23 protein-coding genes and 1 tRNA gene are annotated in these 25,501 nt (G+C 53.2%); 19 read left to right on the plus strand and 5 right to left on the minus strand.

All coding sequences use genetic code 11. The features are described from left to right. The first annotated feature begins 494 nt into the window (after positions 1–494). From Q1Y74_RS06895 to Q1Y74_RS06910, 4 genes are read left to right on the plus strand one after another with little or no spacing between them, the layout of a single operon-like run. Positions 495–1,352, plus strand: coding sequence for an ATP-binding cassette domain-containing protein (locus Q1Y74_RS06895; protein ID WP_300813239.1), 858 nt, complete (start codon positions 495–497; stop codon positions 1,350–1,352). After that, the gene (locus Q1Y74_RS06900) at positions 1,349–2,176 is read left to right on the plus strand and encodes a hypothetical protein (RefSeq protein ID WP_300813241.1); all 828 of its coding nucleotides are present in this window, start codon (positions 1,349–1,351) and stop codon (positions 2,174–2,176) included. The genes Q1Y74_RS06895 and Q1Y74_RS06900 overlap by 4 nt, the downstream gene beginning before the upstream one ends. Positions 2,177–2,179: 3 nt before the next feature. Beyond that, positions 2,180–2,563, plus strand: coding sequence for a GntR family transcriptional regulator (locus tag Q1Y74_RS06905; RefSeq protein WP_300813244.1), 384 nt, complete (start codon positions 2,180–2,182; stop codon positions 2,561–2,563). Beyond that, positions 2,560–3,363, plus strand: coding sequence for a hypothetical protein (locus Q1Y74_RS06910; RefSeq protein WP_300813246.1), 804 nt, complete (start codon positions 2,560–2,562; stop codon positions 3,361–3,363). The genes Q1Y74_RS06905 and Q1Y74_RS06910 overlap by 4 nt, the downstream gene beginning before the upstream one ends. An 845-nt stretch (positions 3,364–4,208) precedes the next feature. On the opposite strand, the gene Q1Y74_RS06915 is transcribed toward Q1Y74_RS06910, so the two are convergent. The 3 genes from Q1Y74_RS06915 to Q1Y74_RS06925 all read right to left on the minus strand — a co-directional run bounded on the left by Q1Y74_RS06915 (position 4,209) and on the right by Q1Y74_RS06925 (position 6,107). Continuing rightward, positions 4,209–4,281 (minus strand) — tRNA-Lys (locus Q1Y74_RS06915). A gap of 77 nt (positions 4,282–4,358) precedes the next feature. Next, a complete protein-coding gene (locus Q1Y74_RS06920) occupies positions 4,359–5,489 on the minus strand; it encodes an AI-2E family transporter (RefSeq protein WP_300813248.1) in 1,131 nt (376 codons plus the stop codon). A 9-nt stretch (positions 5,490–5,498) separates the two neighbouring features. After that, on the minus strand, positions 5,499–6,107 hold the full coding sequence (locus tag Q1Y74_RS06925) for a thymidine kinase (RefSeq protein ID WP_300813250.1): 609 nt from the start codon (positions 6,105–6,107) through the stop codon (positions 5,499–5,501). Positions 6,108–6,481: 374 nt separating this feature from the next. On the opposite strand from Q1Y74_RS06925, the gene Q1Y74_RS06930 reads away from it, so the two are divergent. From Q1Y74_RS06930 to Q1Y74_RS07000, 15 genes are all read left to right on the plus strand, one after another. Continuing rightward, complete coding sequence (locus Q1Y74_RS06930) at positions 6,482–7,081, plus strand: hypothetical protein (RefSeq protein ID WP_300813252.1); 600 nt, start codon at positions 6,482–6,484, stop codon at positions 7,079–7,081. Between the two features lie 17 nt (positions 7,082–7,098). Beyond that, on the plus strand, positions 7,099–7,776 hold the full coding sequence (rsmI, locus tag Q1Y74_RS06935) for a 16S rRNA (cytidine(1402)-2'-O)-methyltransferase (RefSeq protein WP_300813254.1): 678 nt from the start codon (positions 7,099–7,101) through the stop codon (positions 7,774–7,776). A gap of 31 nt (positions 7,777–7,807) precedes the next feature. After that, positions 7,808–8,686 carry a hypothetical protein gene (locus tag Q1Y74_RS06940; RefSeq protein WP_300813256.1) on the plus strand — a complete coding sequence of 293 codons (879 nt, stop codon included), beginning with the start codon at positions 7,808–7,810 and terminating at the stop codon, positions 8,684–8,686. Between the two features lie 122 nt (positions 8,687–8,808). Further along, the gene (locus tag Q1Y74_RS06945) at positions 8,809–9,501 is read left to right on the plus strand and encodes a YjjG family noncanonical pyrimidine nucleotidase (protein WP_300813258.1); all 693 of its coding nucleotides are present in this window, start codon (positions 8,809–8,811) and stop codon (positions 9,499–9,501) included. Positions 9,502–9,621: 120 nt separating this feature from the next. After that, positions 9,622–10,266 (plus strand): MarC family protein, encoded by a 645-nt coding sequence (locus tag Q1Y74_RS06950; RefSeq protein WP_300813260.1) that lies wholly within the window; start codon positions 9,622–9,624, stop codon positions 10,264–10,266. A 320-nt stretch (positions 10,267–10,586) separates the two neighbouring features. Beyond that, positions 10,587–13,037 carry an ATP-dependent Clp protease ATP-binding subunit gene (locus Q1Y74_RS06955; RefSeq protein ID WP_300813262.1) on the plus strand — a complete coding sequence of 817 codons (2,451 nt, stop codon included), beginning with the start codon at positions 10,587–10,589 and terminating at the stop codon, positions 13,035–13,037. Between the two features lie 51 nt (positions 13,038–13,088). Then, positions 13,089–13,553 (plus strand): hypothetical protein, encoded by a 465-nt coding sequence (locus tag Q1Y74_RS06960; RefSeq protein WP_300813265.1) that lies wholly within the window; start codon positions 13,089–13,091, stop codon positions 13,551–13,553. Between the two features lie 20 nt (positions 13,554–13,573). Continuing rightward, positions 13,574–14,944 carry a hypothetical protein gene (locus Q1Y74_RS06965; RefSeq protein ID WP_300813267.1) on the plus strand — a complete coding sequence of 457 codons (1,371 nt, stop codon included), beginning with the start codon at positions 13,574–13,576 and terminating at the stop codon, positions 14,942–14,944. A 36-nt stretch (positions 14,945–14,980) separates the two neighbouring features. Further along, complete coding sequence (gene tssD / locus Q1Y74_RS06970; RefSeq protein ID WP_300813269.1) at positions 14,981–15,373, plus strand: type VI secretion system tube protein TssD; 393 nt, start codon at positions 14,981–14,983, stop codon at positions 15,371–15,373. 41 nt (positions 15,374–15,414) lie between these two features. Continuing rightward, positions 15,415–15,813 carry a type VI secretion system tube protein TssD gene (gene tssD, locus Q1Y74_RS06975; RefSeq protein ID WP_300813271.1) on the plus strand — a complete coding sequence of 133 codons (399 nt, stop codon included), beginning with the start codon at positions 15,415–15,417 and terminating at the stop codon, positions 15,811–15,813. Positions 15,814–15,919: 106 nt separating this feature from the next. Beyond that, positions 15,920–16,327 carry a type VI secretion system tube protein TssD gene (gene tssD, locus Q1Y74_RS06980; RefSeq protein ID WP_300813273.1) on the plus strand — a complete coding sequence of 136 codons (408 nt, stop codon included), beginning with the start codon at positions 15,920–15,922 and terminating at the stop codon, positions 16,325–16,327. Positions 16,328–16,354: 27 nt separating this feature from the next. Next, on the plus strand, positions 16,355–16,873 hold the full coding sequence (locus Q1Y74_RS06985) for a hypothetical protein (RefSeq protein ID WP_300813275.1): 519 nt from the start codon (positions 16,355–16,357) through the stop codon (positions 16,871–16,873). An 87-nt stretch (positions 16,874–16,960) separates the two neighbouring features. Continuing rightward, positions 16,961–20,263: a phage baseplate assembly protein V gene (locus Q1Y74_RS06990; protein ID WP_300813277.1), complete on the plus strand. Its 3,303-nt coding sequence runs from the start codon at positions 16,961–16,963 to the stop codon at positions 20,261–20,263. 1 nt (position 20,264) lies between these two features. Beyond that, positions 20,265–22,043 carry a hypothetical protein gene (locus Q1Y74_RS06995; RefSeq protein ID WP_300813279.1) on the plus strand — a complete coding sequence of 593 codons (1,779 nt, stop codon included), beginning with the start codon at positions 20,265–20,267 and terminating at the stop codon, positions 22,041–22,043. Between the two features lie 248 nt (positions 22,044–22,291). Then, positions 22,292–22,681: a DUF4280 domain-containing protein gene (locus tag Q1Y74_RS07000; RefSeq protein WP_300813281.1), complete on the plus strand. Its 390-nt coding sequence runs from the start codon at positions 22,292–22,294 to the stop codon at positions 22,679–22,681. Positions 22,682–23,188: 507 nt separating this feature from the next. Here the strand turns inward: Q1Y74_RS07000 and Q1Y74_RS07005 are convergent. Both Q1Y74_RS07005 and Q1Y74_RS07010 read right to left on the minus strand, forming a co-directional pair. Beyond that, positions 23,189–23,917 carry a ribosome recycling factor gene (locus Q1Y74_RS07005; protein ID WP_300813283.1) on the minus strand — a complete coding sequence of 243 codons (729 nt, stop codon included), beginning with the start codon at positions 23,915–23,917 and terminating at the stop codon, positions 23,189–23,191. Positions 23,918–23,935: 18 nt separating this feature from the next. Then, a complete protein-coding gene (locus Q1Y74_RS07010) occupies positions 23,936–25,276 on the minus strand; it encodes a hypothetical protein (RefSeq protein WP_300813285.1) in 1,341 nt (446 codons plus the stop codon). Between the last annotated feature and the right edge of the window lie 225 nt (positions 25,277–25,501).

Here is a 25,501-nt window from a genome sequence, read left to right on the forward strand (position 1 = left end):
GGTCGTCGCCGTCTTCGAGAGCCCCGCCGCTTCCTGAAAGGGAGGTCGGCGGGGCTTCTTTTTGTGTATGCCTCGGTCGCCTTTTTGTTTATGTCCCGATTGCCTTTCTGTTTATGCCTTAAAAATCTTCTGTCTATACCTTATATATCTTTTGAATCTGCCTTTGCCGGCTTTTTGTACATACCTTATTCGTACGTTCCTGGCCCTCTGATACAGATACAGATTCTGTTTTATCTGATGTTTCTCTGTTGTATTTTCCAGGGAAACACGGTTTGTTTTGAAACGTATGTGTTACGTCGCTCCCTTTTCTCTTCTTTTTCCTTCTTTCCCTCATTTTTTTACTGAGAATGTTTGTGATTTCAACTGAAGTCCTTATATTTGCGGTGTATTAATATACTAATACACCGCACTTCTCATACAGGATACTTGCCGGGTCGTTTTCAGGCCTGTGCTCCGGCTTTCCGGATGGGGGGCGGCTCATAAACTTATTACTTATGATACAAGTTGAGAATATTTCGTTTGGTTATCGGCGGGGCAAGAAGGAAGTCCTGCACGATTTTTCGGCTTCGTTGGAGCAGGGCAAGGTCTATGGCCTGCTGGGTAAGAACGGGGCGGGCAAGTCTACCTTGCTCTATCTGATGAGCGGACTGCTTACGCCCAAGCAGGGGCGGGTGCTTTTCCGCTCGATTGATGTGCGGCGCCGATTGCCTGCCACGTTGCAGGACATGTTTCTGGTGCCCGAAGAGTTTGAACTGCCGTCGGTGTCGCTGACGGACTACATCGAGCTGAACGCGCCTTTCTATCCCCGCTTCAGCAAGGAGGACATGGTGCGTTACCTCTATCTGTTCGAGATGGACTTGGACACCCACCTGGGCGCTCTCTCCATGGGGCAGAAGAAGAAGGTGTTCATGAGCTTCGCGCTGGCCACCAACACCTCGCTGCTGCTGATGGACGAGCCTACCAACGGGCTGGACATTCCGGGCAAGAGCCAGTTCCGCAAGTTCATTGCCTCGGGCATGTCGGACGAGAAGACCATCGTCATTTCCACCCACCAGGTGCGCGACGTGGACCGTGTGCTGGACCACGTGCTGATTATGGACAACAGCCGCATGCTGCTGGACGCTTCGGTGGCCGACGTGTGCGCCCGGTTCCTTTTCGTAGAGAGCGACGACCGCGAGCTGGCCCGCGAGGCCGTCTATACCCTGCCCTCCGTTCAGGGCAACCTGCTGATGCTGCCCAACCCGGACGGCATGGAGACCGAGATTAATCTGGAGCTGCTTTTCGGCGCCACCCTGGCCGAGCCCGAAAAGATGGCCGCAATGTTTCACCCTCAAAGCGAACAAGCCCTATGATACGTGACACTTTCTTCAACTTTCGCCGTTTCGCCAGCCTGTGCCGCAAGGGACTGGTGGAGAACTGGAAGTCCACGCTGCTGCGCTTCCTCATGATTTATGGCATTATGACGGTGCTCTTTCTTTGGATGGGATATTTCAGCTATGTGCATGCTGACTACTATTCTCCTTATTGGGAACATAGGGACCCGATGTGGGATGCTGCGCTGGGCATTTTCGTCTACGGCTTCTTCCTGGCCGGCCTGCTGAGCGCTTCGTTCACCTTTTCGGCCATGAAGAGCAAGGTGGGCCGCCTGACGGTGCTGATGCAGCCCGCCACCCAGTTCGAGAAGTTCATGGTCCGCTGGCTGGCCTATACGCTGGGCTTTGTACTGGTCTATGTGATAGCCTTCAAGCTGGCCGACTGCACGCGGGTGCTGGTCTACGCCTCGGCCTATCCCAAGATTGAAGAAATCGGCCTCATGCCCTGGAGCCACTTCCAGACCTGGGGCGTCTTCCAGGAGTGCAGGGACGCTTTTGTGCTGATTACTTTCTACTGCTTTGCCCAGTCCCTGTTCGTCTTGGGCAGTGCCGTATGGCCGAAGAACTCGTTCGTAAAGACCTGCGCCGCCATTGTGGTAATCGGGATGGCCTACACGGTGGCGGGTGTCATGCTGGGCAAGGTGCTCTTTTTCAACCGGTATCTCACCGAACACGGCAGCATCTTTGCCAGCGAGGACCTGGTGAAGAACGGAGCCCTCATCCTCTTCAGCCTGATGGCCCTCTTCAACTGGACGCTGGCCTACCACCGCTTCAAGGAGTCTGAAATCATCAACCGCTGGTAAACCATGAATTTCAAGGAAAGCAAGGCCATCTACCTGCAAATAGCGGACCGCATCTGCGACGAGATACTGCTCGGGCAGTATGACGAGGACGGGCGTATCCCTTCCGTCAGGGAATATGCGGCCGTGGTGGAGGTCAACGCCAATACGGCGATGCGCTCTTACGACTACCTGCAGTCGCAGGGCATCATCTACAACAAGCGCGGCATCGGCTATTTCGTGTCGCCGGGCGCCTGCGGACTGATTCTCTCGATGCGCCGGGACTACTTCCTGAAGGAAGAGGCCGACTACTTCTTCAAACAGCTCCATACGCTGGGCATTGCTCCCGACGAGCTTGCTGCCATGTACCAGGACTTTATCAAGAACAAAAACAAGGAAAACAAGCTATGAAACGTACAACATATATCATGATGGGAATGCTGCTGGCCGGACTGTTGGCCGTGGCCGGCACGCTATTCTATCTTTCCACCGTCTCGGTGGACGCCACAAACAGGTTTGTGGAAATAGGGGGCGAACGCAAGACGGTTCAACTGCCCGCGTGCAGGGTGGTTCACCTGATGTATGCAGATGTCCGCAAGGATGCCCCGATTTACGACTTCAGCAACCTGCTGCTGGACATCGCTCCCGCCGATACGGCTGCGGGCAGCCTGTCCTACCGCTCCGGCCTGGACCGCTTCCTGACGATGGAGACCGTGGCCGACACGCTCCGCCTCGTCTTCCGCCAGCCCGACGAACAGGCCGATGTCTACGACGAGCCGTACAGATGGCTGTCAAAGCAGTCGGGAAATATGCAGATGGCCCTGCCCGAAACGGTGCAGGAAGTCGTGGCGGACTACTATGCGATGCCGGTCATCTTCAAAGGCTTCCGCCGCGATTCGCTGTCGGTGAACGTAGGGCAGGGAATGGCCGTTCTGGAAGACTGCCAACTGAACTCCCTCTTTGCCGTCGGCTCCTCGCTGCACTTCAAGAGCGGGGCGGTGAAGAACCTGCACCTGGACCTGGACCGTGTTCGGAACTGGCAGGTAGATGCCTGGGCGTTCGACATCGACACGGAGTACCTCACGGGCACCAGTCCCAGCTGCAACCTGGCCAAGGGAGAATGCCGCCGGCTGGTCTGGCTGCCTAAGACCGACTCGTCCATTCTCGATATCCGCCTGAACGAGCCGGCGGAAATAGTGGTGAAAGAATAGGGCGGCTTCCGGCCGCAGAGGGCGGTGACGATGCCGGAGCGTTGTCCCCGCCCTCCCCATCCGGGAAGGCCGGAAGGAGGGGCGTGAACCAAGGCACCGCTTCCCTTTAGGCACGGATAATATGGAAAGACACGGAGAAAGAAGAAACGCAATCCGTGAACTTCCGTGTGACCCGTGCCCGAGGATAGCAGGATATGTCAGTTGCCGATGGTTTTTTTGACGCACTTTCACATCGCTTCGCGCTTTCTGCGGCGGTGAATCCCTCCCTTACATTTTGACACTTTGACTTTTCCAATGCGCTGCAATCTTTTGTTTCGGCCTTTTCTCCGGCTAGCTCTGAAAAACGGAAACGGAATGATACAATCGGCTGCCAGACTGGCGGATAGCGAAATCCTAACATTTGAAATAGCGAAAAATGCGCCTCTTCTTGTACTGAAATGCCCTCTTCCCGCTTCTTCAAAGCCGGTTTGAAGGGTGAGAACCCCCCTTGGAGGAGGCCGGGACTGTATTTTTCGGCGCCCAGTCCAACCATTGAGCGTGCTGCAAGCAAGCATGGTGGACGGACGGAGCTTGCATGGTGGACGGACGGAGCTTGCATGGTGGATGGACGATGCTTGCATGGTGGATGCCCTGAACGCCCCGAAAGCCTCCCTCCCGCCTCTGTTTTGCATACGTTGCAGGGTGCAGTTGTCGGCAGTTTGCCTATTTAGGAATCGTTTTGCAATCGGCATTCCGTTTTTTCCGGCAGTCCGATGGCCGCGCACTCGTTGGGGTGCATGTAAAAGAAAAACCGCCAACCCACTTGAGTGAATCGACGGTTTTTATAAGCAAGGCTGTTTTTTGCGTGATCCGCTTGGGGCTCGAACCCAAGACCCCAACATTAAAAGTGTTGTGCTCTACCTGCTGAGCTAGCGAATCAAACCTTATTGCTGTTAAGCGGTTGCAAAGATACGGACATTTATTGAATTTGCAAGGCTTTGGATGAAAAAAAATGATTATTCTTCATTTTTTTCTTCTTTCGACGGCTCCGGAGGGGTCTCGGTGGTGTTCGGAAGCTCTCTGTTGATGATGAAACGCTGGTAGTAGGAGAGCATCAGCGTGGTGAGCGGGAGGGCGATAATCATGCCCAGCATTCCCATGAGCGACCCCCACACGGAGAGCGAGAGCAGTATGATGGCCGGGTTCAGCCCCGTAATCTTGCCCATGATGCGGGGGACGATGAAGCCGTCCTGAATGGCTTGTACCACTGCAAATACGGCGAGGGCCGAAGCCAGAATAATCCAGAAGTTGCCTCCCGTATCGGCCGCTTTCAGGATGGCCAGGACGATGGTGGGGATGAAACCGATAATCTGGAGGTAGGGGACCAGGTTCAGCGCACCGATGAAGAGGCCCAGGCCGATGGCCAGGGGAAAGTCGATGATGAGGAAGCCGATGCTGAAGAGGATTCCTACGCACAAGGCCACCAGCGCCTGTCCGCGGAAGTATCTGTTCATGCCCTCTTTCACGTCGTTCATCAGGCCCACCATGAAGCCGCGGTATTTCTGGGGTACGAGCATGGGCCATCCGGCCGAGATGCTTTCATAGTCCAGCAGGATGAATACGATGTATAGCAGGATGATGAAGAAGGTAAAGATGCCGAACAGGACGTTGACCGACTGCGACAGCAGGGTCCATACGCGTGGCAGGGTCTCTTTTACGGCGGCCAGCAGTTCTTCCTTGTCGAAGAGCTGGGACACGGTTTGTGCGTCGAAGTTGTCGCGCAGGAATTTGGACAACTGCTCGGGAATATTCCCGCCGGTTGCGTCCGTTGAGAAGTATTGTATCAACAGGTCTTTGACGCGTCCGAACTCTTCTACCATCGGCGGTACCAGCAGGAAGAAGGCGGCTGTGCCTATCAGCGTGAGGGTGAGCAGGGCGCAGGTGATGGAGAGAACCCGGTTTTTGAGGCGCAGCCTGTACTGGAAGAAGGTGACCAGCGGATAGATGAGGTAGGCCACCAGCCATGCAATGAAGAAGGGCAGCAGTACGTCGCTGAGCCGTTGGAGCAGCAGCAGGATGCCCAGGATGACGGCACCTAGAATGACGCCGCGGATGAAGCTGTCAAAAGTGATTTTCTTGCGTTCCATATCCGGGTACTATTGTTTTTTTTCGTTCTGTTTCTCCTTTTCCAGGGCTCGCAGGTAGCATTCCCGGCACAGGGGTTCGTATTCGGCCGTTTCGCCCAGCATCACCTGGCGGTCGTTCTTCACCGTGCGGTGCGAGAAGGTGGCCAGCTGGCCGCACTTCACGCAGATGGCGTGTACCTTGGACACCTCGTCGGCAATGGCGCAGAGTCCCGGCATGGGGCCGAAGGGGATGCCGCGGAAGTCCATGTCCAGGCCGGCCACGATGACCCGTATGCCGTTGTCGGCCAACTGGCGGCAGACGTCTACCAGGCCGGCGTCAAAGAACTGGGCTTCGTCAATGCCTACCACGTCGACCTCGGAAGCGAACAGCAGGATGCTGGCCGAAGAGTCGATGGGGGTGGAAGCGATGGTGTGCCCTGCGTGAGACACGACATCGGCCTCGGAGTAGCGGGTGTCTATGGACGGCTTGAATATTTCTACCCGCTGGCGGGCAAATTGGGCGCGCTTCAGACGCCGTATCAGTTCTTCCGTCTTGCCGGAGAACATGGAGCCGCAAATCACTTCGATGCGTCCTCCGCGTTTGGTCTCCTGTATGTGGTCTTCGGAGAATAATACCATGTAAGCTGAGTTTTGATTAAGTTCATAAAAAAGGTTCCGGAATTGTGGACGGTCGGTTGCCTGTCCGCAGCCATCCGTCCGTCCCCTGCATCATGCCGTGCGGCCTGGCTCGCTGCAATCGGCTTGCCCGCTGGTGCGGAGGGCCTTTCGACGGACAGCTGCGCGGCCCGGCTGCCCCGTGTGCGCCAGCTTTCTGCGCTGTCTGTACAGCCCCGGCGGACATTTCCGAAAAACATCGGATTTTCTGCGCAAAAGTAACACTTTTGTCGGCTTCCTGATATTTTTTCATTATTTATTTCTACATTTGTAGCGACAACCCCCTTGTCTGCGCTTAGGCGCGAGGCGGAAGGGAAAGCGTAAAATCGTTGTAGAATATGCAGACTTTATTGAGCGATATAGAACTTGACATTCAGGAACTGCAGTGCCTGTTGCAGGGCATGGCTGCCGACGGCAATCCCGCTTTGCGGAAGGTGGCCCGTCGCAACATCAGGCAGATGCAGGAACGGCTGGCTGCGCTGGACCGCATGCTGGCCGAGGAGGATGTGGAGCCGGCTCCTGCTCCTGCAGCGGGGCGTCCGGCACCCGTTCCCGATTTGCCCCGGCCGCTTGCCGAGCCTGTATGTGCCGTGTCCGACCAGCCCCAGCCGGCCGAGGTCGCTGTACCACCCGTGGCCGAGGCCCCCGTCGCCCCCGTGCGGCCGTTGCCGGAAGCCGCTCCGGGTTCGCCCATCCTGGCCGAACGCATCCGTCTGTCGCGCGACTTGCGCCATGCCATCAGCCTGAACGATTCGTTCCGTTTTGCCCGCGAGCTCTTTGGGGGCGATGCAGCCCGGATGAATGCCGTGCTGGAACGCATAGGCCGGGCGCCTTCACTGGAGGCTGCGCTGGACATTTATGCGGCGGAGGCGCAGCCTGACGAGGGAAACGAAGCTGCGGCCGACTTTGAGGAACTGCTAAAGAAATATTTCAGCTAAAATAGAGGAATCAGATTATGGGAATGCTGTATGTGGTGCCTACGCCCGTGGGCAATCTGGAAGACATGACTTTCCGCGCTGTGCGCATCCTGAAGGAAGCCGACCTGGTCCTGGCTGAAGATACCCGTACGTCAGGATTGCTGCTGAAACACTTCGAAATCAAGAACGCGATGCAATCTCATCACAAATTCAATGAACATAAAACGCTCGAAAGTGTTATTAATAGATTGAAGGGGGGAGAAACCATTGCATTGGTGTCGGACGCGGGAACTCCCGGCATTTCCGACCCCGGCTTCCTGATTGTGCGCGAATGCGTGCGCAACGGGATTGAGGTGCAGTGCCTGCCCGGCCCCACGGCCTTTGTGCCCGCCCTGGTCGATTCGGGCCTGCCCGACGAGCGTTTCTGTTTTGAAGGTTTCCTGCCGCAGAAAAAGGGGCGGATGACACGGCTGAACGCACTGGCCGGCGAGTGCCGCACGATGGTGTTCTACGAGTCGCCCTACCGGCTGCTGAAGACACTGGCCCAGTTTGCCGAAGTGTTTGGCGCAGAGCGGCAGGCCTCTGTCTCGCGCGAGATATCGAAGTTGCACGAGGAGACGGTGAGAGGCACGCTGGCCGAGCTGGTGGAGCACTTTACAGCCAACGAGCCTCGTGGCGAAATTGTGATTGTAGTAGCAGGAATAGACGATAAATAAAACTTCATTAACCCAACGTAAAACAAAGATTATGAAAAAGCTAACACTACTGATGGTATGCGCGGCCGTAATGGCTTCGTGTGACAGCTTCAACGGCGGAAACAAGGACCGGCTGAAAGCGGAAAACGACTCTCTCTTGATGGAACTGAGCCAACGCAATGCGGAATTGGACGAAATGATGGGTACTTTCAATGATATTTCCGAGGGCTTCCGGCAGATTAATGAAGCCGAAAACCGTGTGGACTTGCAGCGGGGCGCTGTGGCCGAAGGTTCGCTGACCGCACGGCAGCAGATTACGGCCGACATTGAGTTTATCCGCAAGCAGATGGAGGAAAACAAAGAGCAGATAGCCAAACTGGAATCCATGCTGAAGAGCAGCAAGAACAACTCGGCGCAGCTGAAGAGGGCGGTTGAGTCGTTGACGCAGGAACTGGTGGCCAAAACGATGCGCATCGAGGAACTGCAGGCCGAACTGGCTTCCAAGAACATCCGCATCCAGGAGCTGGACGCCGCTGTGACGGGGCTGACAGCCGACAAGGAAACACTGACCGCCGAGAACGAAGCCAAGTCGAAGACCGTGGCCGAGCAGGACAAGGCGCTCAATGCGGCCTGGTTCGTATTTGGCACGAAGAAGGAACTGAAGGACCAGAAAATCCTGACCAATACGGGACTCTTCAAGAAAGGCGAAGTGATGCAGGATGCCGACATCAACAAGGATTACTTTACCCAGGTGGACATCCGCACTACGAAGGAAATCAAGCTCTACTCCAAGGATGCCGAGATTCTGACCACGCATCCTTCAGGCTCCTATTCGATGGAAAAGGACGACAAGTCACAGCTCACCCTGAAGATTACGAACCCGAAGGACTTCTGGAGTGTATCCAAGTATCTGGTTATCCAAGTGAAGTAAATATATCTTGTTTATATATTACGTAGGCTGACCGTAGACGCAGGTTTCTGCCGGCCCGGACAATGGCCGGTGGAAATCTGCGTTCTGTTTTCGCCTGCTTATCCCCCTCCTACATGCAGGTCATGGCGTACAAGAATCTCTTTTTTGATTTGGACGATACCTTGTGGGCTTTCTCGCAGAATGCCCGCGATACCTTCGAGGAGATGTACCGCAAGTATCGTTACGACCGTTTTTTTTCTTCCTTCGCCCACTTTTACGCGCTCTATACCCGTCGCAACAAGGAACTGTGGGACGAATATGGAGGCGGACGGATTACGAAAGATGAACTCAACCGGCAACGTTTCCTCTATCCGCTGGAGGCCGTGGGCGCTGCGGACGAAGCCCTGGCCGGAGCATTTTCGGCCGACTTCTTTGCGGTGATACCGACGCGGAGCGGTGTGATGCCCCATGCCCGCGAGACGCTGGAGTATCTCTGTTCGCGCTATAACCTGTACATCTTGTCCAACGGCTTCAGGGAATTGCAGTACCGCAAAATGTGTGCGGCGGGCATAGACCGCTACTTCCGGAAGATAGTTCTCTCGGAAGACATCGGCATCTTGAAGCCCCGTCCAGAGATTTTCTACTTTGCGCTCTCGGCCACGCAGTCCGAAGCGCACGAGTCGCTGATGATAGGCGACAGCTGGGAGAACGATGTGGCGGGTGCGGCTGGGGTGGGTATCGGCCAGGTGTACTACGACCTGGCGGGTGACGGGAAATTCCCTTTCAAGCCTACTTACCGGATAACGGATTTGCTGGAACTGACGCATCTGCTGTAAAAGAAGTGAAGGGGCAGGCGCCTCGCTCCGTGTCCGGCTCGTTGTTGCGTGTTCCGTGGGGCCTGTCTGCCATTCAATAGAATTGAGATTATTTGAACCTTATAAAAGTATAACTTTCTTATGGAAACATTGCTTCCTTTCGCTCTGCTTTGTTTTACGTCATTCTTCACCCTGACCAATCCGCTGGGCACTATGCCTGTCTTTCTGACCATGACCCGCGGCATGACGGACAAGGAACGGCAGGCCGTGGTGTCGCGTGCCACACTGGTGGCCTTCATCACCATCATGGTCTTCACCTTTGCGGGCCAGTTCCTCTTCATGTTTTTCGGCATTTCCACCAATGGTTTCCGCATAGCGGGCGGCTTCATCATTTTCAAGATTGGCTTTGACATGCTTCAGGCACGCTATACGCCCATGAAGCTGAAGGACGAGGAAATCAAGACCTATGCCAACGACATCTCCATCACACCGCTGGGCATTCCCATGCTCTGCGGGCCGGGTGCCATAGCCAATGCCATCGTGCTGATGCAGGATGCGCACACGATTGAGATGAAGGGCATCCTGATAGGCATGATTGCGTTCATCTACCTGCTTACGTTCTTCATTCTGCGTGCCTCTACCCGGCTGGTCAATGTGTTGGGTGAGACGGGCAACAACGTGATGATGCGTCTGATGGGACTTATCCTGATGGTCATTGCCGTGGAGTGCTTTGTGGGCGGTGCCAAGCCTATTCTGGTGGAAATACTGAAGGAAGGCATGAAGTAGCTCGCCTTCCCTTGTTGTGCCGGGGCATGCCTGGCAGGCAGCGCTGTATCTTTGGGCGTACGAAGTGGCGTGTAACGTTGCAGGTTTGTATGGTTCATCCTGCTGTGTGACACGCTGTTCCGCATTCTGGAGAACATCGGCTTCTTGTCTGGGCATGCCCTTTGTGCGCCATTGGGATGGGGCCGGTTGCCCGTCAGACGGTAAAATACTTCCAAATCACGGACTGTGGCAAAAAAACATGCCATAAATAAGTTGTCGTTTTCTTTTTTTTTCTACATTTGCCAAACAATTACGACAAACTATTAAAACATCTTATTATAATGGACGACCTCAAGAAAATAGCGAATTCTTTCGCAGAGGAGTATTGTAACGATGCAATTTACCCTTCCCATTTATTCAAAGCTGTACTTCACAAGAGTGCCGGTCTGGTTCATTTTATAGAGAGTGAACTGGACAAGGACTATTATTATCTGCAGGAGTGGGCAGACGTACAGATGCAGCTCTCTCCGCGTGCCGCAAAGCCGCAAAGAGACCTGGAGTACTCCAAGGAAGCCAAGGCGGTGATGGAAGAGGCCGAAGTATATCAGGAGAAATTCGGCCTGTCCGAGTGCGAGCCGGTCTGTATTCTGGCTTCGCTGGTTACTCCCGGTGTAGGCTTTACGTTTGAACAGCTCAAAACCCTGCCGTTGACGGCCTCCGAGATTCAGGAGAAAATGGGAACCGCTGCCGGAAGGGCAAACGCCGGCGAGACTGGAGCCAGAGCCGGACAAAGTCCGGTGGGCGGCGGCAAAGGCCTGGTGGGCAAATATTGCATAGACAAGATAGAAGAGGCGCGTGCCGGAAAGATGGCGTCTGTTGTCGGCTTTGAAAATGAGATTTCGGTAATCTTTGAGATATTGGGTCGCAAAACCAAATCCAACCTGCTGATAACGGGCGAGTCGGGTGTGGGAAAGACTTCGCTGGTGAACGCCTTCGTCAAGCAGCTGTGCGACGGACACGTCCCCTCATTCTTGAACAATGCGTCAGCCTATGAGCTGGATTTGGCCGGCATCGGTGCAGACGCCTCCTACAAAGGCGAGCTGGAAGACCGCTTCAAGAACCTGTTGCGCGAAATCAAGGAACAGCCAAACACCATTTTGATTATAGAATCTATAGACAAACTGTTTGACAAGCAGGGCAGCCTATACGGAGCTTCGACCATCCTGAAGCAGGAACTGGGTAAAGGGAACCTGCTGTTGCTCTGCACTTCGTCTGTAGACGGATATACCAAGAACATAGAAACCGACAAAGAGTTTGTCACCAAACTGGAGAAAATAACGCTCGAAGAGCCTAATGCCGATTTGTGCCTCCGCATACTGAAGGGGGCGCTGGGCGCTTACTCCGAGTACCATCAGCTGACGGTGGACGAACCGGTGATGGTGGACGCCATCCGGCTGGCCAAACGCTACCTGACGGAAAAGGCGCTGCCCGATTCGGCCTTTGACCTGATAGACCGCACCATGGCGCTGGTAAAGACCATGAACGATATGTCTGCCGGCGATATTGCCGAACTGCAAGGCGAACTGGCCGGCCTGGCGGCAGAAATCGGTGTGAAGGACGACGCGCAGGTGATGACCGAACTGGAGTGGCTGCACTACAAATTGGTGAACCAGATCAGCTGCATTCTGATGGCCCGTCTGGACGCTGACGTAGACTTCAGCAAGATAGCCACCGCCCGCGAACGGGCTGACTACTTGCAGAAGGTACTGGAGCAATTGGCCGCGATGTGCCAGCCGAAACGTACGGCATTGGACAGCTCGGACTTGTTTGCCGTAGTGGCCAAGCAGACTGGCATCCCCTTGGGAAAGGTGCAGTCGAAAGAGCGAGACCGTCTTATCAATGCCGAGGCTACGTTGAAGAAGCGGGTCGTAGGTCAGGACCACGCCGTGAAGATAGTGCTCGATGCCGTGTTTGAATCCCGCTCGGGACTGAACAAGAAAGGTCAGCCCATGGGCTCGTTCTTCTTCCTGGGACCGACCGGTACCGGTAAGACCGAATTGTCCAAGGCTTTGGCGGCCTTCCTGTTCGAGGACGAGTCTGCTCTCATTCGCTTTGATATGTCCGAGTTCAAGGAGGAGCATTCGGTGGCTCTGCTCTACGGAGCGCCTCCGGGCTACGTAGGCTATGAAGAAGGTGGTCTGCTGGTGAACAAGATCCGCCAGAAACCTTACTCCGTGGTGCTGTTCGACGAGATTGAGAAAGCCCACAAGTCGGTGTTCGACCTTTTCCTCCAGATATTGGACGAAGGCAAGCTGCACGACCGCCTGGGCCGTGTGGGCGATTTCTCAAACGCGCTGATTCTGTTTACATCCAATATCGGCAGCCAGTTCATCGTCGATTCGTTCAACAAGGGAGCAATTCCCCAGAACAATGACCTGATGGACATCATGCAGAACTACTTCCGTCCCGAGTTCCTGGGCCGTCTGACGGAGATTGTGCCGTTCTCGCCCATTACGGAAGAGACCGTTACCCGTATCTTCGACATACACCTGAAGGGACTGCTCAAGTTGCTGGAAGAACAGGACATCAAGCTCAGCATCAGCCAGGAAGTGAAACGCGACATCGCCATGATGGGGTTCAACCCGCAATACGGTGCGCGTCCGGTCATCGGCATCATCCGCAAGGAACTCAGACATCCGTTGTCCAAACTGATTATTTCCGGAAAGGTGAAGTCGGGCGATACGGTGGAAGTACGCATGAAGGACGGCAAGCCGGAGTTCGTGACGCTCTGAGAAAAGATATAAATTTAAAAATAAATAATAACCCTAAAAACCAATAGATTTATGGCAATGAAAGAGAATTTCATCTCGATGGCTCCAGATGAAGAATCCAATGCGAAGGTCACCCCGATTGACAACAACAAGACGCTGATGATTGACCAGTACACGTCAAATGTCGAACCGGGCAATCCGGAACTGGTGGAGGATATCCAGACCATCAACGATGCGTTTGCACACTTCAAACCGTCTGTTGAGGTAGATTTTGTAGACGAAGAAGGCGGCTCGGTTAACGAGGTGCTTCATTTCAGCGAGCTTCGCGACTTCGAGGCTCAGGGCGGAAAAGGCAAGCTGGTTGAAAACAGCCAGTTCCTGTCGGGTGTCAAGAAGAAGATAGACACCAGTGCCAAGATTCGCAAGAGCATTGAGCAGAACAGAAAGCTGAGAGACATCCTGAAGGACAGTACTGCTAAGGAAGAATTGAAGGAAATGTTGCAGGCTATGCTGGAGGAATTGGAAAATAATAAATAACCGCTAAATCAATAAATGTTATGGCAGAAGCAGAATTACAAAAAAGCAATACGGCTTCGCAGGGTGCCGGCGAAGCAAAGCAATCACAACAACCGGCCAAGGGAAAAGATGTGTCCCAATTGTTGTCTTCGTTCGGCGGTTTCAATGCCATCCGTGGCTTTATGCCGGATGCTGATAATCTGAATCCCGCCCGTAAGGCAGCCAAGGCTGTATTCTTGTCCGACAAACGGTTTCAGGACAAACGTGAGAATCTGATTAATGATATCAAAGGTTGGCTGGAAATCTTGAACGAAGGACACGAAAGTGCTACCGAATTCGTAGATGCCTGCAAGGCCAAGGAAGAAAAATATACGAAAGTGCTCAGCCAGGGTGTTACCGATGCGCTCTATGCGACTGCCAATCTGGAGCGCTCTTACCGCGCATTGGACAGTTTCTTCAAGACTGCCAATACGGACAAGGTGAAGAACTTGCGTATCATCAACGTTTACAAGGATGACATTGCCGACAGTGATTCGGGTTTTGCACAGGAAGTGGACGCCTTGCTGCGCAACGGTTTTGACCGCTTGAGCCTGAAGGACTGCTACAGCCTGATGGTGGTTCCCGGTAATGTGTTCCAGGATAAACCGACTCTGTTGCAGTGGGCCAAGATTGCTTTCAAGTACAAAGTGATGCTGATTACAGACCATGCAGACGAATATTCGTTTGATGACCTGTTCTCCAACACGGAAGGCTATCGTGACAGTGATATCGAGTTGCAGAACGTAATTATGACTGCCAATTGGCTGGTAGGACGTGACTCTGAGAAACTTTCTGAGGATGAGAAAGACAGCCCTGCATTCTATATTTGCAGTTCTGCTGCTTTGGCCGGAAAACTGTACGATGAAAGTGCTAACATGGCACAAGGTGCCGGTGGCAAAAAGTACGGAACCTTGGACGGCGTGAAGGGTGTGAAGTTGGACTTGTTGAAGTCTGAAATCGCTGCATTGATGGACAATCAGGTAATTCCGATGGTTTATTCCGAGGGCCGTGTCATGGCTTTCAACAACACTACTCTCTACAACGGTGACAACACCGCCATGAAGGAATATCCCATTGTCCGCGTGTTCGACTGGGTGAAGAAAGTTCTGATGAACTATGTGCATGAAGTGGCTCTTGAGAACTGGGATCCCTACAACTCTCCCAAGAATCTGAAAGCTAAAATCCAGTCGTTCTTGAACGACTATAAAGGTTATGGCAACCTGTTCCAGAACTATGAAATCAAGGAACCCACACAGGATCCGGTAACTAAACGCATCACATGCGACATCAGTCTGACCCCGTTCTATTCGGCAAAGAACTTTATCATTAAAGTTTCGGCAGACAAGAAAGATAAAGATGCTCAAATGGCATAAAATAAAACAATTAACAAAAACTAAAACGTAAAATTTATGGCAAAGACACCAGTAAAATTAGAAGTTGATGGCTATAAGGAACGCGAAGTCATGATGGTTAAGTATGAATTTGACCAGGCGACTGACGTTGAGGGACAAATGTCGGGTATTCCCCGCGGTGGTAAAATCAATATCCGGGTGAAGGCTCACAATTCCGGTACTCCCGATTTGTTGGCATGGATGGTTGAGCGTAACTTGCCGAAGAACGGTGTAATCACTTTCCTGGAGACAAAGACCGGTAAGGTTATGAAGACTATCAAATTTACCAATGGATATTGTGTGAACTTCGAGGAGAAATGGGAAGACAAGCAGGGACATTTCGAGGAAATCGAAATCACTTGTCAGAAGATTGAATTCGAGTCTGTCGTCTTTGAGAATGATTGGGCTTAAGTTTATCATGGAATGTCTAATTTAAAACAACTGAAAACAATATGGCAGAAAATATAACACCCGTACAATTATCAGTAAATGGTTTCGAGACTCGCGAAGTCATGATGATTGACTATACATTCTCACAGACTACTGACCGTGAAGGACAAATCTCCGGTATCCCCAGAGGCGGCCGCATCGACATCCGCGTGAAAGCTATGAACGACGGTAACAACCAACTGTTGCAGTGGATGTTGTCTCCCAATGACCCCCGTGACATCAAAATTACTTTCTTCAATACCATCGACGGTTCTACAATGAAGGAACTGGAAGGTGTCGCATGTTATTGCGTGCACTACCTGGAAAAATGGGAAGATGGAGAAGAGCACTTTGAACAGCTGCAGATCGTTTGCCAGGAACTGAAGAACGGTCCTGTTGACTTCCAGAATCCTTGGAAATAAGTTCGTGCCTTTGTACGGACTCATCCGTTTATCTCCCCGGCAAACAGAATTCTCCGTTTGCCGGGGAAAATATATCTTTTTTCCAGCATGAACCAAAACAACTGTCATGTCCTTATCTGCGCGTTTATATATAGGAGATAACCTTTCCTCCAACTATACCAAAGAATATCAGGTGACCCAGTGTGAAGTTAAGGTGGCGAGGAACCATAACTTGTACAGGCCCGACGGCAATCCCAGATGCAGCGTAGCCAATATTTCGCTCATAGCTCCCGATAAAGATGACCTGGAATTGTTTCAATGGTACATAGACCAGACTTCCTTGTCGGGCAAGATTGTGGTGGACCTGACCAACCAGTCTGCCAAATATGACATAACAGAAAGAACTTTCAAGTTTGAGGAAGCGGAATGTTTCTCCATTGCTGAAGTGTACGACATCAACGGGACGAACCGTCATCTGTTGAAGTTGGGGATTATGATGAAGGTGGTGGAGATTGATGAAATCCCGTTCCAGTGAACGGACATCCAAATGGAGAACGATGACATGAGAAACATTTCTAACTACATCAAGGCTACTCTCTTTTTCAACGATATTACAGACCCGACGGTAACTGTCAAAAGAGAACAATGCTTTACGCTCCAACAATTCGACTACGAATGTTCCAGAATGCGTAATGCGATGGGTATGCCTTACGGCCCCACGCAGATGACTGTTTTGCGCTTTTCCATCAAGTCGTTGCCCGACGGCTGCCAGAAGGAGTTTTACAGACGACTGAGCGGATATTCCACTTCAAGCTTCTCGATTGTATTCAATGCAACTTTCAAGACAGGCGAGAACCTTGAATGTGTATTGGGCGATTACGACAGTGCTATGGTTGTCACCGGCTTTGTAATCGATATTGACGAATCCTTTGATACGGCAAATACGCCCGCAGCGAGCCTCCCGAATGGCGGTGGGCAGCAGGAAGCAGATTTGATGACGACCCGCATCGGGGTCTTGTTGCACTCCATTGCCTACATTGGCAACAACAACTACAAGAAGACTCTGTACATCAACTATTAACCAAACACAGCAACGTACTAAATGAAAAATAAATTCTCTCTGGTATTCAACGCGGTAACGGAAACTACAGGAACCGCCGGGACAAGTATGCCAAAGCCCGAGGTTAAGTTGGAATACAATGACAATGGCGGAAGAGTGTGCGTAGCCCATTTGGGCGACATCGTCTGCAATCTTATCTTGTGTGAATTCAATTATGTCAAAGAGATTTATAGGCCGGGCGCGTTACGGTTCAAGGTAGAACTGGACTGGGAATCGGACAATGCCCCGCAAATGTCTACCATTTACAGTACGTTTGGCGGCAGGAGTGTCATGTTGACGAATAATGAGTTCCATATAGCGGACAATTATTATGTCTTTGACATCCAGTTGGAGAAGCTGCGGACTTCCAGCAACTCGATGTACATTCAGGACATTCTTGCCAACAGCTCGGTTTGGCCGGACAAACTTCCTCCTGAGATTAAGATTGAGGGGCTTCTTGTGCAGAATCCCCGCTTCCTGACTTACGAATCCAACGGGACATCCGAGCAGAAGCAAGAAGAGAAGGGTGACCAGAGCGGAGATCAGGAGCAGAAGGAAGAGACTACAAATGCGGAAGCGGCGAATCAGACCCTGAAGCAGGAAGGCTCCTCCAAGGTGGAATACATCCAGCCCTATCTGGTGCAATACAACGAGAGCTTCTTCGATTTTCTGGTCAGGATCACCAACCGCTGCGGTGAATTCTTCTATTACGAAAACGGGAAATTCCACATCGGCTGGGAAAAGTCTGATCCGGTGTCCATTGACGATTACGTTTCGTTCAGGTTTGCACAGGGACAGACTTCCGCCTGGAAAGAAAGTTCGCTGGCGGAGACTCACAAAGACTATGTGCAGGACAAGGATTTGAGCACATCGGGGGGAGCGGTTATGAAGAAGGACTCCGACCTGGCTTCCGACGAGAACCTGGCCTGCATTCCTCCCAAGAGTGAATATACCAGCTGGAGCGATTTTGCCTTGTTCCCCGGCACGTTCCTGATTACGCTGACTTCTGAAATGTTGAACCAGAAGGACGTCTTCAGCATGGTGGACTACGCCGCCTGGAAAATCATGTTTTCCGGAGGTATGAACAACCTGTCGGCAAAGGCCAACGACGGTTATGAGACGAAGAACTTCACCGGGCCTTACCAAGACGAGCGGCAGGTGGGTGACGGCGACAACGCCAAAATCTATCTGTACAGTTCAAAGCCCAACACCTCGGACTCCATAGCCTACAACCTGAATTTCTACACCAACATCCGGAAGGGCATTGAAAAAGCCGAACGCTCGCGCATCCACATCGAGCTGGGCAATCATTTTTGTCAGGTTTCGCTGGGCAGCGTCATCCGGCTGGAGAATGAAAGCGAGCGTTACATTGTCGTAAAGATAGAAAGCAGTATCAACAGCAGTTCCGGCCAGTCGGTCGAGGCACTCGACATCGAGGCCATCCCTTACTCCGAGGACGCTACGGTCTATCCTCCCTCGGCCCGTGTCTCTCTTTTCCGTCCGGCCAATGCCCAGCGGGCGGTTGTCACTTCCAACGAAGACCCGCTGAAGATGAACCGCATCCGGGTGCGCTATCCGTGGCAGGCCGCTACGGACGACCCCACGCCGTGGATACGGATTGCCCTGCCCATGGCGTCCGACGGCTGCGGTTTCAGCTTCCTGCCCAATATAGGCGACGAGGCCATTGTCAACTTCGAGAACGGAAACATCGAGCGTCCCTACGTGGAGGGCATGCTCTTCTCGGGACAGAAACAGCCTGCCCGTACCCACCTGAGGGCCACTTCCCGCTCCATCACTTCGGCCAACGGGCATTCCATCATCTTTTCCGATCCCCCCAGCTCGTCTAATTTCTTCAAGAGCCTTTCTCCCGCCATGGCCACCATCACCGGCTTCTGTCCGGGTGTGATGACAGGTTCCATCCCCGAATCGGACCTGAACAAGGCCATGGGCGGCATTGAACTCACCGATGAGTTCGGCTTCTATTCCATCAGCATGTCTTCAGACCGCCGTGCCATCTCCATCAATTCGCCATTGGGTGCTGTCAGCATGAACGCCTTTACGGGCATTACCATTTCGGCCCCCAACGGGAACATCAAGATTGCGGGAAAGAACATCGACATCGTGGCGGGCAACAACCTGAGCATCACTTCCGGTACCAACCGGACGCCTTTCTGGCCGTTCTATGAAAAAGGTCAGAACGGAAAAGGTGCTATAGACAGAATTATACAAGAAGCAACGGCTTTTGCAGGCAGGTTTGCCATTGTGGACATGAACCTGATGCGTACAATCATGGAGTCTTTCCTCCGTCCCGTGGGCGGCACTCTGCTTATCAAGTCCAACCGCTATTTGTGCATGGAGGCCGGAAAGGGAAAAGCGAATATCTGGGGACGTGCATATATTCAGAGTCGTTGGGGTTCAACAGCCCTCAGTGCGGGGGGTAACCTGGTTCCATTCGGATTGTCGAAATTTTTGGATCTAAAAGATGTGGAGTATAATGTAAACGATAAAGTATATCAAGATATAAAAAAGATTTCAGATGCTTTAAAGTTTGTGGAATGTGATTACCATGAGAAAGTTGTCAGGTGTGAAAAAAATAAAAAAGAATATGCTAACTGTTTGACGCAAGAAAACAAAACGCGCTTAAAAAATTTAAAAGAAATTGCTGATATATTTAATGCGGCAAAAAATAATCAAGGATATCAGGATGTCGAATTATCCGAAGATGTTCAAAGTAAAGAAAACGATTTGACAACTATAGAAACCGTGAATAATTTAGGCCAGATATTTTATTATAGTGCTACACAAATTTGTTATGATACTTATTGGAATCAGCTTTCCCAAAAAAATATAGATTCATTGAATACATATAGAACTGATGTCGAGGAAATATTAGACTTGATTAATCTCTATAAAGCTACAGATTATTCCTATCCGGGGCGTGATGTTGCTGCTTCTATGAAGCTGAAAAGAAAACTTATGTTTAAAGCGCTTAAAGATATCGTGAAAAAATATTGCTTGGATAATAATTTGGGGATTAAACTACCTGATGGCGAACCGGGAGATTACACTACAGAAAAATGGAATGCTTATGTGAATGGCATTCGTGTCGGTGAAACAACTGACCGTTCAAAGGCTTTGGTGAATAAAATAGTCTCTTGGGGAAATTATGTTCTGAATATAGGATTCCAACCCTTTCAAGGCTTTTTAGATCAGTACGCCTGGAGCAAAACGGATGAGGGCGACATCCTCTTTGCTCCCCAAAAAGGGGTTGTCCTGAATTTTAAAGATAAAACCCTGCATGATTATACCGGGGCTTACGATGAGAATGCTAAACTTAACGATTTGAAGAACCTTCTAAAAGGCATTGAGTAGCATGGATATCTTGGCTGAACAATTTGCAAACTGGCAATCCGCTTTGGAAGATTTCCAGAAGAATGTGGAAAAGAAGCTGGATGAGATTCGCAACTGCAAGAGCGAAGTCCAGCGGATGAAGGACGAACTGAAAACCCAAATCGGGTTGGGACGTTACATCCGCGACGACAGTCGGGTGATTATTTCCGCGCCCGAAATCATCATCGGCAATGTCGACAGGAACGGAGTGATGTGTGGTAACTATTCGCACGTGGTCATCCGCGGCAGCAACATCAACCTGGACGGTGTCGGCGCCGGAGCCGGTGGAGTGGGCAGCATCGTGAGCCGCGCGGCCAGCATCCGCCAGATAGCGGTGGACCCGGGCATAGACGGCGTGGAGAATGTGGTGAAGGATGTTTCCGAAATCGTTTCGCAAGCCCATGGCATCACGTTGCGCGCCGACAGCGCACAGGGCACTTTCCCCACCGGTGCTGCGGCGGGTGGCGGCATTACGCTCTCCACCGACCAATACATCGCCCTCGACGCCACCCTGGCCTGCGACACGCTGAAGACGACACTGGAAAATCAGGAGAAAGGGCTGAAGACACAGGTCAGCGACCTGAAGCAGGCGGCCAACGACGCCAAGTCGGAAGTGTCCAAGCTCGTCTCGCAGATGAACGACCTGGTGGCCAAGGACACGATGAACGGCAGCGCTACAGACACCCGCACCAACTTCATGGACATAGACGAGCTGCACCAGGAGTTCGAACAACTGACGTTTACTCTCTACGGTGCCATGACGCACTATTTCGACACCCTTTCGCGCCTGGCCGAGAGTAACCGCCAGCTGGAGGACATCAAGGAGCAGAAGGACGCCGTTGGCAAGCGGGCATCCGGCTACAAGGACAAGTCCACCGGAACCTTCATCTCCCTCCGGTCGGAAAGCCTCGGCCTCGTATCCACCGACGGCGAGGGCAACCTGCGCACCAACGACGGCGCGGGCATCGGCCTGGCGGGCAAACAAATCAGCCTGACATCCTACGGCAACGACGATGCCCTGATTAAGGACAGCAACATCTTCCTGGGCTCGCAGGACGTTGAAATCAACACCGCCAATCCCAAGGTGTCGGACTCGAACGTCGACCTGCCGGCCGAAGGCAGCGTGCGCGTCGTCTCGAAAGCGGTACAGGTGGAGGCCGTGGACTACGAGACGAAAGACGACAAGACCGAGGAGAAGAGCCTGACCAAGGAAGGCTCGTTCACCCTGCGAGCCGAGAAAATCAACCTCAACGCCACCGACACCGAGGGCAAGGCCACCGGCTCCCTGGCCGTCAACGCCAAGGCCGTCGAGGTCAAGGCGATGGACGTGGACAAGGAGAAACGCACCGACAAGGAACTGGCGGCGGGCAGCACCCTGCTCCTGCTGGCCGAGAAAGTCTATGCCGGAGCCAAGGACAAGAAGGCGCGGAGCAAGAACGTGCAGGTGGCCTCGGACAACGTGGGCCTCTTCGGCGACACCGCCGTCGAACTGCAGCAGGACGGGAAGGCCATCCTGCAACTGAGCGGCGGCAACGCCTCCGTCTCCGGCAGCAAGACCACCCTCTACGGCGAGATGACCTCGCAGGGCAAGTCCACGTTCAAGTCCGACGTCAGCGCCGGAACGGTGGAGATGAAGAACCTCAAGGTGGATTCGTCGTTCAAGACGCCCTACACCACCGAAGGTGTCTCTGTGCCCGGAGCGCCGTCCACCGCGAAGCTGAGCGCCAAGCTGAGTGAGGAAGAACTGAAGTCTAACGGATAAATAAACAGCTCAAGTTTCGCAAGTGCGAATTGAAAATCGGCGAAGCCAAACTTGCAGGAATTAAAGGAGTTAGAAGGAAGCCCCCTCCAACTCCCCCCGAAGGGGGAGAGGTTCCACCAGGGTGGGCTTGGGAGTTAAAGCCGATAGCGCAAGTGTATGGTCGGCATCCTTTTTCACAAAGGCATTGGCTTAACTTCTTAACTACAATCGATTAATAAGCTTGCGAATCTTAAATAAACAGAAAGAATATGGCAAAATACGTCTGCATGGGTGCCACCCTGAAGTGTACCTTCGGGCAAACCCCTTCCACGCTTTCGGTCATCGTGCCGTTGAGGCCCATGATTCAAAACAAGCCGAAGGCCACCATCATGGACTACGTTCCGATGGTCAACGTCATGCCCTTTGGCATGTGTACTTCGCTCAGCAACCCTACGGTGGCTTCGGCCACTTCCGCCGCCATGGGCGTGCTCACCCCCATGCCCTGCGTCCCTGTCATTGTGGCTCCGTGGGCACCGGGCGGCAAGCAGATGATTACCAACATGCCTGCCCTGCTGGATAACTGCAAGCTGATGTGTGCCTACGGAGGCAACATCTCCATCAACATGCCGGGGCATACCTGCAATTCGGAAGGGAAGTGAGGGGGAGTTTTTGAGTTCTTAAGTTCTTAAGTTCTTAAGTTTTTAAGTTTAGTTGACGAGGGGACGAGGCTTCAGACCACGAGGAGTGGGGTGGTGAGTTTTTGAGTTTTTGAGTTCTTAAGTTTAGTTGACGAGGGGACAAGGCTTCAGACCACGAGGAGTGAGTTTTTAAGTTTATAAGTTTTTGAGTTTATAAGTTCTTGAGTTCTTGAGTTCATAAGTTTTTAAGTTCTTGAGTTCATTAGTTTTTGAGGTTAGGGGGGAGGAGGAGGTCGCAAAACATGGTTTGATATGGTTTCAACTTAAAAACTCACCAACTTAAAAACTTAAAGACTCAAAACTCACCAATCCACTCCTTGTGGCCTGAAGCCTCGTCCCCTCGTCAACTAAACTCAAGAACTTATAAACTCAAAAACTCAAAAACTCACCACCCCACTCCTCGTGGCCTGAAGCCTTGTCCCCTCGTCAACTAAACTCAAGAACTTATAAACCTAAAAACTCAGAAACTCAAAACTTCATCCGCTTCCCGGCCTCCTCGTCGCGGGCGGCCATTCTTTCCTTCTCGGCGCTTTCTTTCGCCGCCTGTTCCGTCAGGTACTTCTGGTAAGCGTCTTCTATCTGTTTCTCTTTCGTCTCTCTGTATTGCTTGCACAGGTCTTTATTTCGGTCGTACAATTTCTGCAGTTCCTCTTTCGCCTCGTCCAGTTCGGCGGGTTTGGCTCCGGCCAGTTGCTTGGCCATCTTCACTCCGCAGGCCACGTTGGCGGCGTCCACTTTCACCATGACTTCCCCGTAGACCATTTGTACGTAGTCCATGCCGGCGTCGCGGCGTTCTTTGGTCATGGGCGGCATGGTGCAGAGCACGTACCTGTTGTCTTCGCCGTCCTTGTCGTGTTCGGCTGTGTCTGTGTTTGAGGCTCCGTCTTCCTCCTCGTCTTCGTTCATGGACTTCTGCTCTATCTTGTACTCGGGATGCGCCAGTCCGATGGCCTTGCAGATGGGGAAGAGGTATTCCTTGTCCTTGGGTATCAGTGCAAACTGGTCGTCGGCGGGCAGGGCCACGTCTGCTACATCCTCTATCTCCATCGGCTCGCCGCCCACTTCTACGTTGACGGACAGGAGCGCGGCCGGCTCGGCGTTCACGCTGAAGTGCATGAACTGGTAGTTCATGTAGACGGCGTATCCGCTCATTCTCTGCTGGGTCTCGTTCAGCAGGGTTACAATCGAATTTCTCATATCTTTTTCTTCTTTTTGTTATTTGTCAATGATTGGTTGTTCTTTCAGTTCCAGGTAGATGTCCACGATGTCGTTGCCCCGCAGCTGCACCAGGGTCTCGGCCGTTTTCCGGCCGTTGACCAGACGCAGGCGGTAGCTGCGGTCTGCCGGCAGGTTGCGCAGCACGCAGGGAGCCAGTCCTGCGGGCACTCCGTTGAGGTAGACGGCGGCCGATGGCTCGCTGCACGCGATGTTCAGCATCCCGTAGTCGGCCAGGGGCGAGATGAGGTTCAGCTCCAGCGGCTTGCCGCTCTCCACCCAGAAGTAGTCCGTGCGCGACTCCAGTCCTTCCTTTGCCGAGCTGACGGAGTAGAAGCCCGGCATCAGCCGTCCGCTCCATTCGCCCCGTCCCACCGGCTCGCGGTTGAGGTAGATGTCGGTGTCGGCGTCGAAGGCGGTGATGTGCACGTCGGCCGGAAGCTGTACGGCCGTGGTGTCCGTAGCCGTCGTGTCGGGCAGGGCGGCCGTCTCGTCGGCAGGCGGCAGGCTCTTCGGGCGCGGGCGCAGGTCGGCCGCGCTCAGGGCCAGCACCTTCCGTTCGGCGTTGGCTATCTGCACCCGGCGGTCGTAGTAGAGGGTGTCTCCGCGGACAAGGCTCACCCGGTACGGGCCCGGCATCAGACGCCCGCTTTCGGCCCGTCCCGTGCCGATGGGCTTGCCGTCCAGGCAGATTTGCGCGTCGGGCAGGGGAGAGGCCACTGTCAGGTAGGCGTAGTAGGGCTGCAGCACGAAGTGCTTCTCCAGCCGCCCGGTGTCGGTCAGTTCGAGGGTGTCAGCCAGTGCCCGGCAGAAGGGCGACTCGATGCGGCAGGCGTGCCTGCCCAGGGGCAGGTAGAGCGTCAGGCGTCCGTCTGTGACGAGGTGCGTCAGGCTGTCCACGCAGACGATGGCGCGCTGTGGCTCCACGCTGAGCAGGAGCCATTGCTTCGGTTGCCTGAACTCTTTCTCCAGGCTCTCCGTGTGCAGATAGGCGTGGTAGTGTTTTTTCCGTTTCAGCTCGCCTCCGGGCACTTTCCAGTTCAGTTGCCCGTAGTCGGGGTGCTTGATGGTGAGCGAGGCCGTGCGGTGGGGCAGGGTCAGCACGAAGCAGCCGTCGCCCTCGGCGGCGGGGACTTCGGCGTTGTCCACCAGAAACCGGAACCCCTTTTCGTTGGTGAAGAGGTCGAGCAGGGCGTGCTGCTTGTCGGTGGCCGGCGCCTCCCTTCCCGGCAGGGGCTTCTTGTACCGGCCGAACTCTTCTACGCGCATCCGTTGTGCCACGCAGGGGGGGAACACCGCGCTCAGCAGGAGTATCAGCCATAATATTTTTATTCGTGCCATTTGTGTAGGATTCTTGCACTGCAAACATACGGATTTTTGGCGGAATATTTGCATCCGTCGGCAAATAAATGCCTCGTCTGTGCCATGCAGACCTTGCCCGTGCACCGTGCTTGCATGGTCCGCGCGCCGTGCTTGCGTGGTCCGCGCACCGTGCTTGCATGGTCCGCGCACCGTGCAGGCATCCTTCGGGGGGAGGGAGCCGGGTGTCCGTCCCGGGCCTTTCAG

Source organism: uncultured Bacteroides sp. (genome assembly GCF_949298305.1).
Taxonomy (GTDB): domain Bacteria; phylum Bacteroidota; class Bacteroidia; order Bacteroidales; family Bacteroidaceae; genus Bacteroides.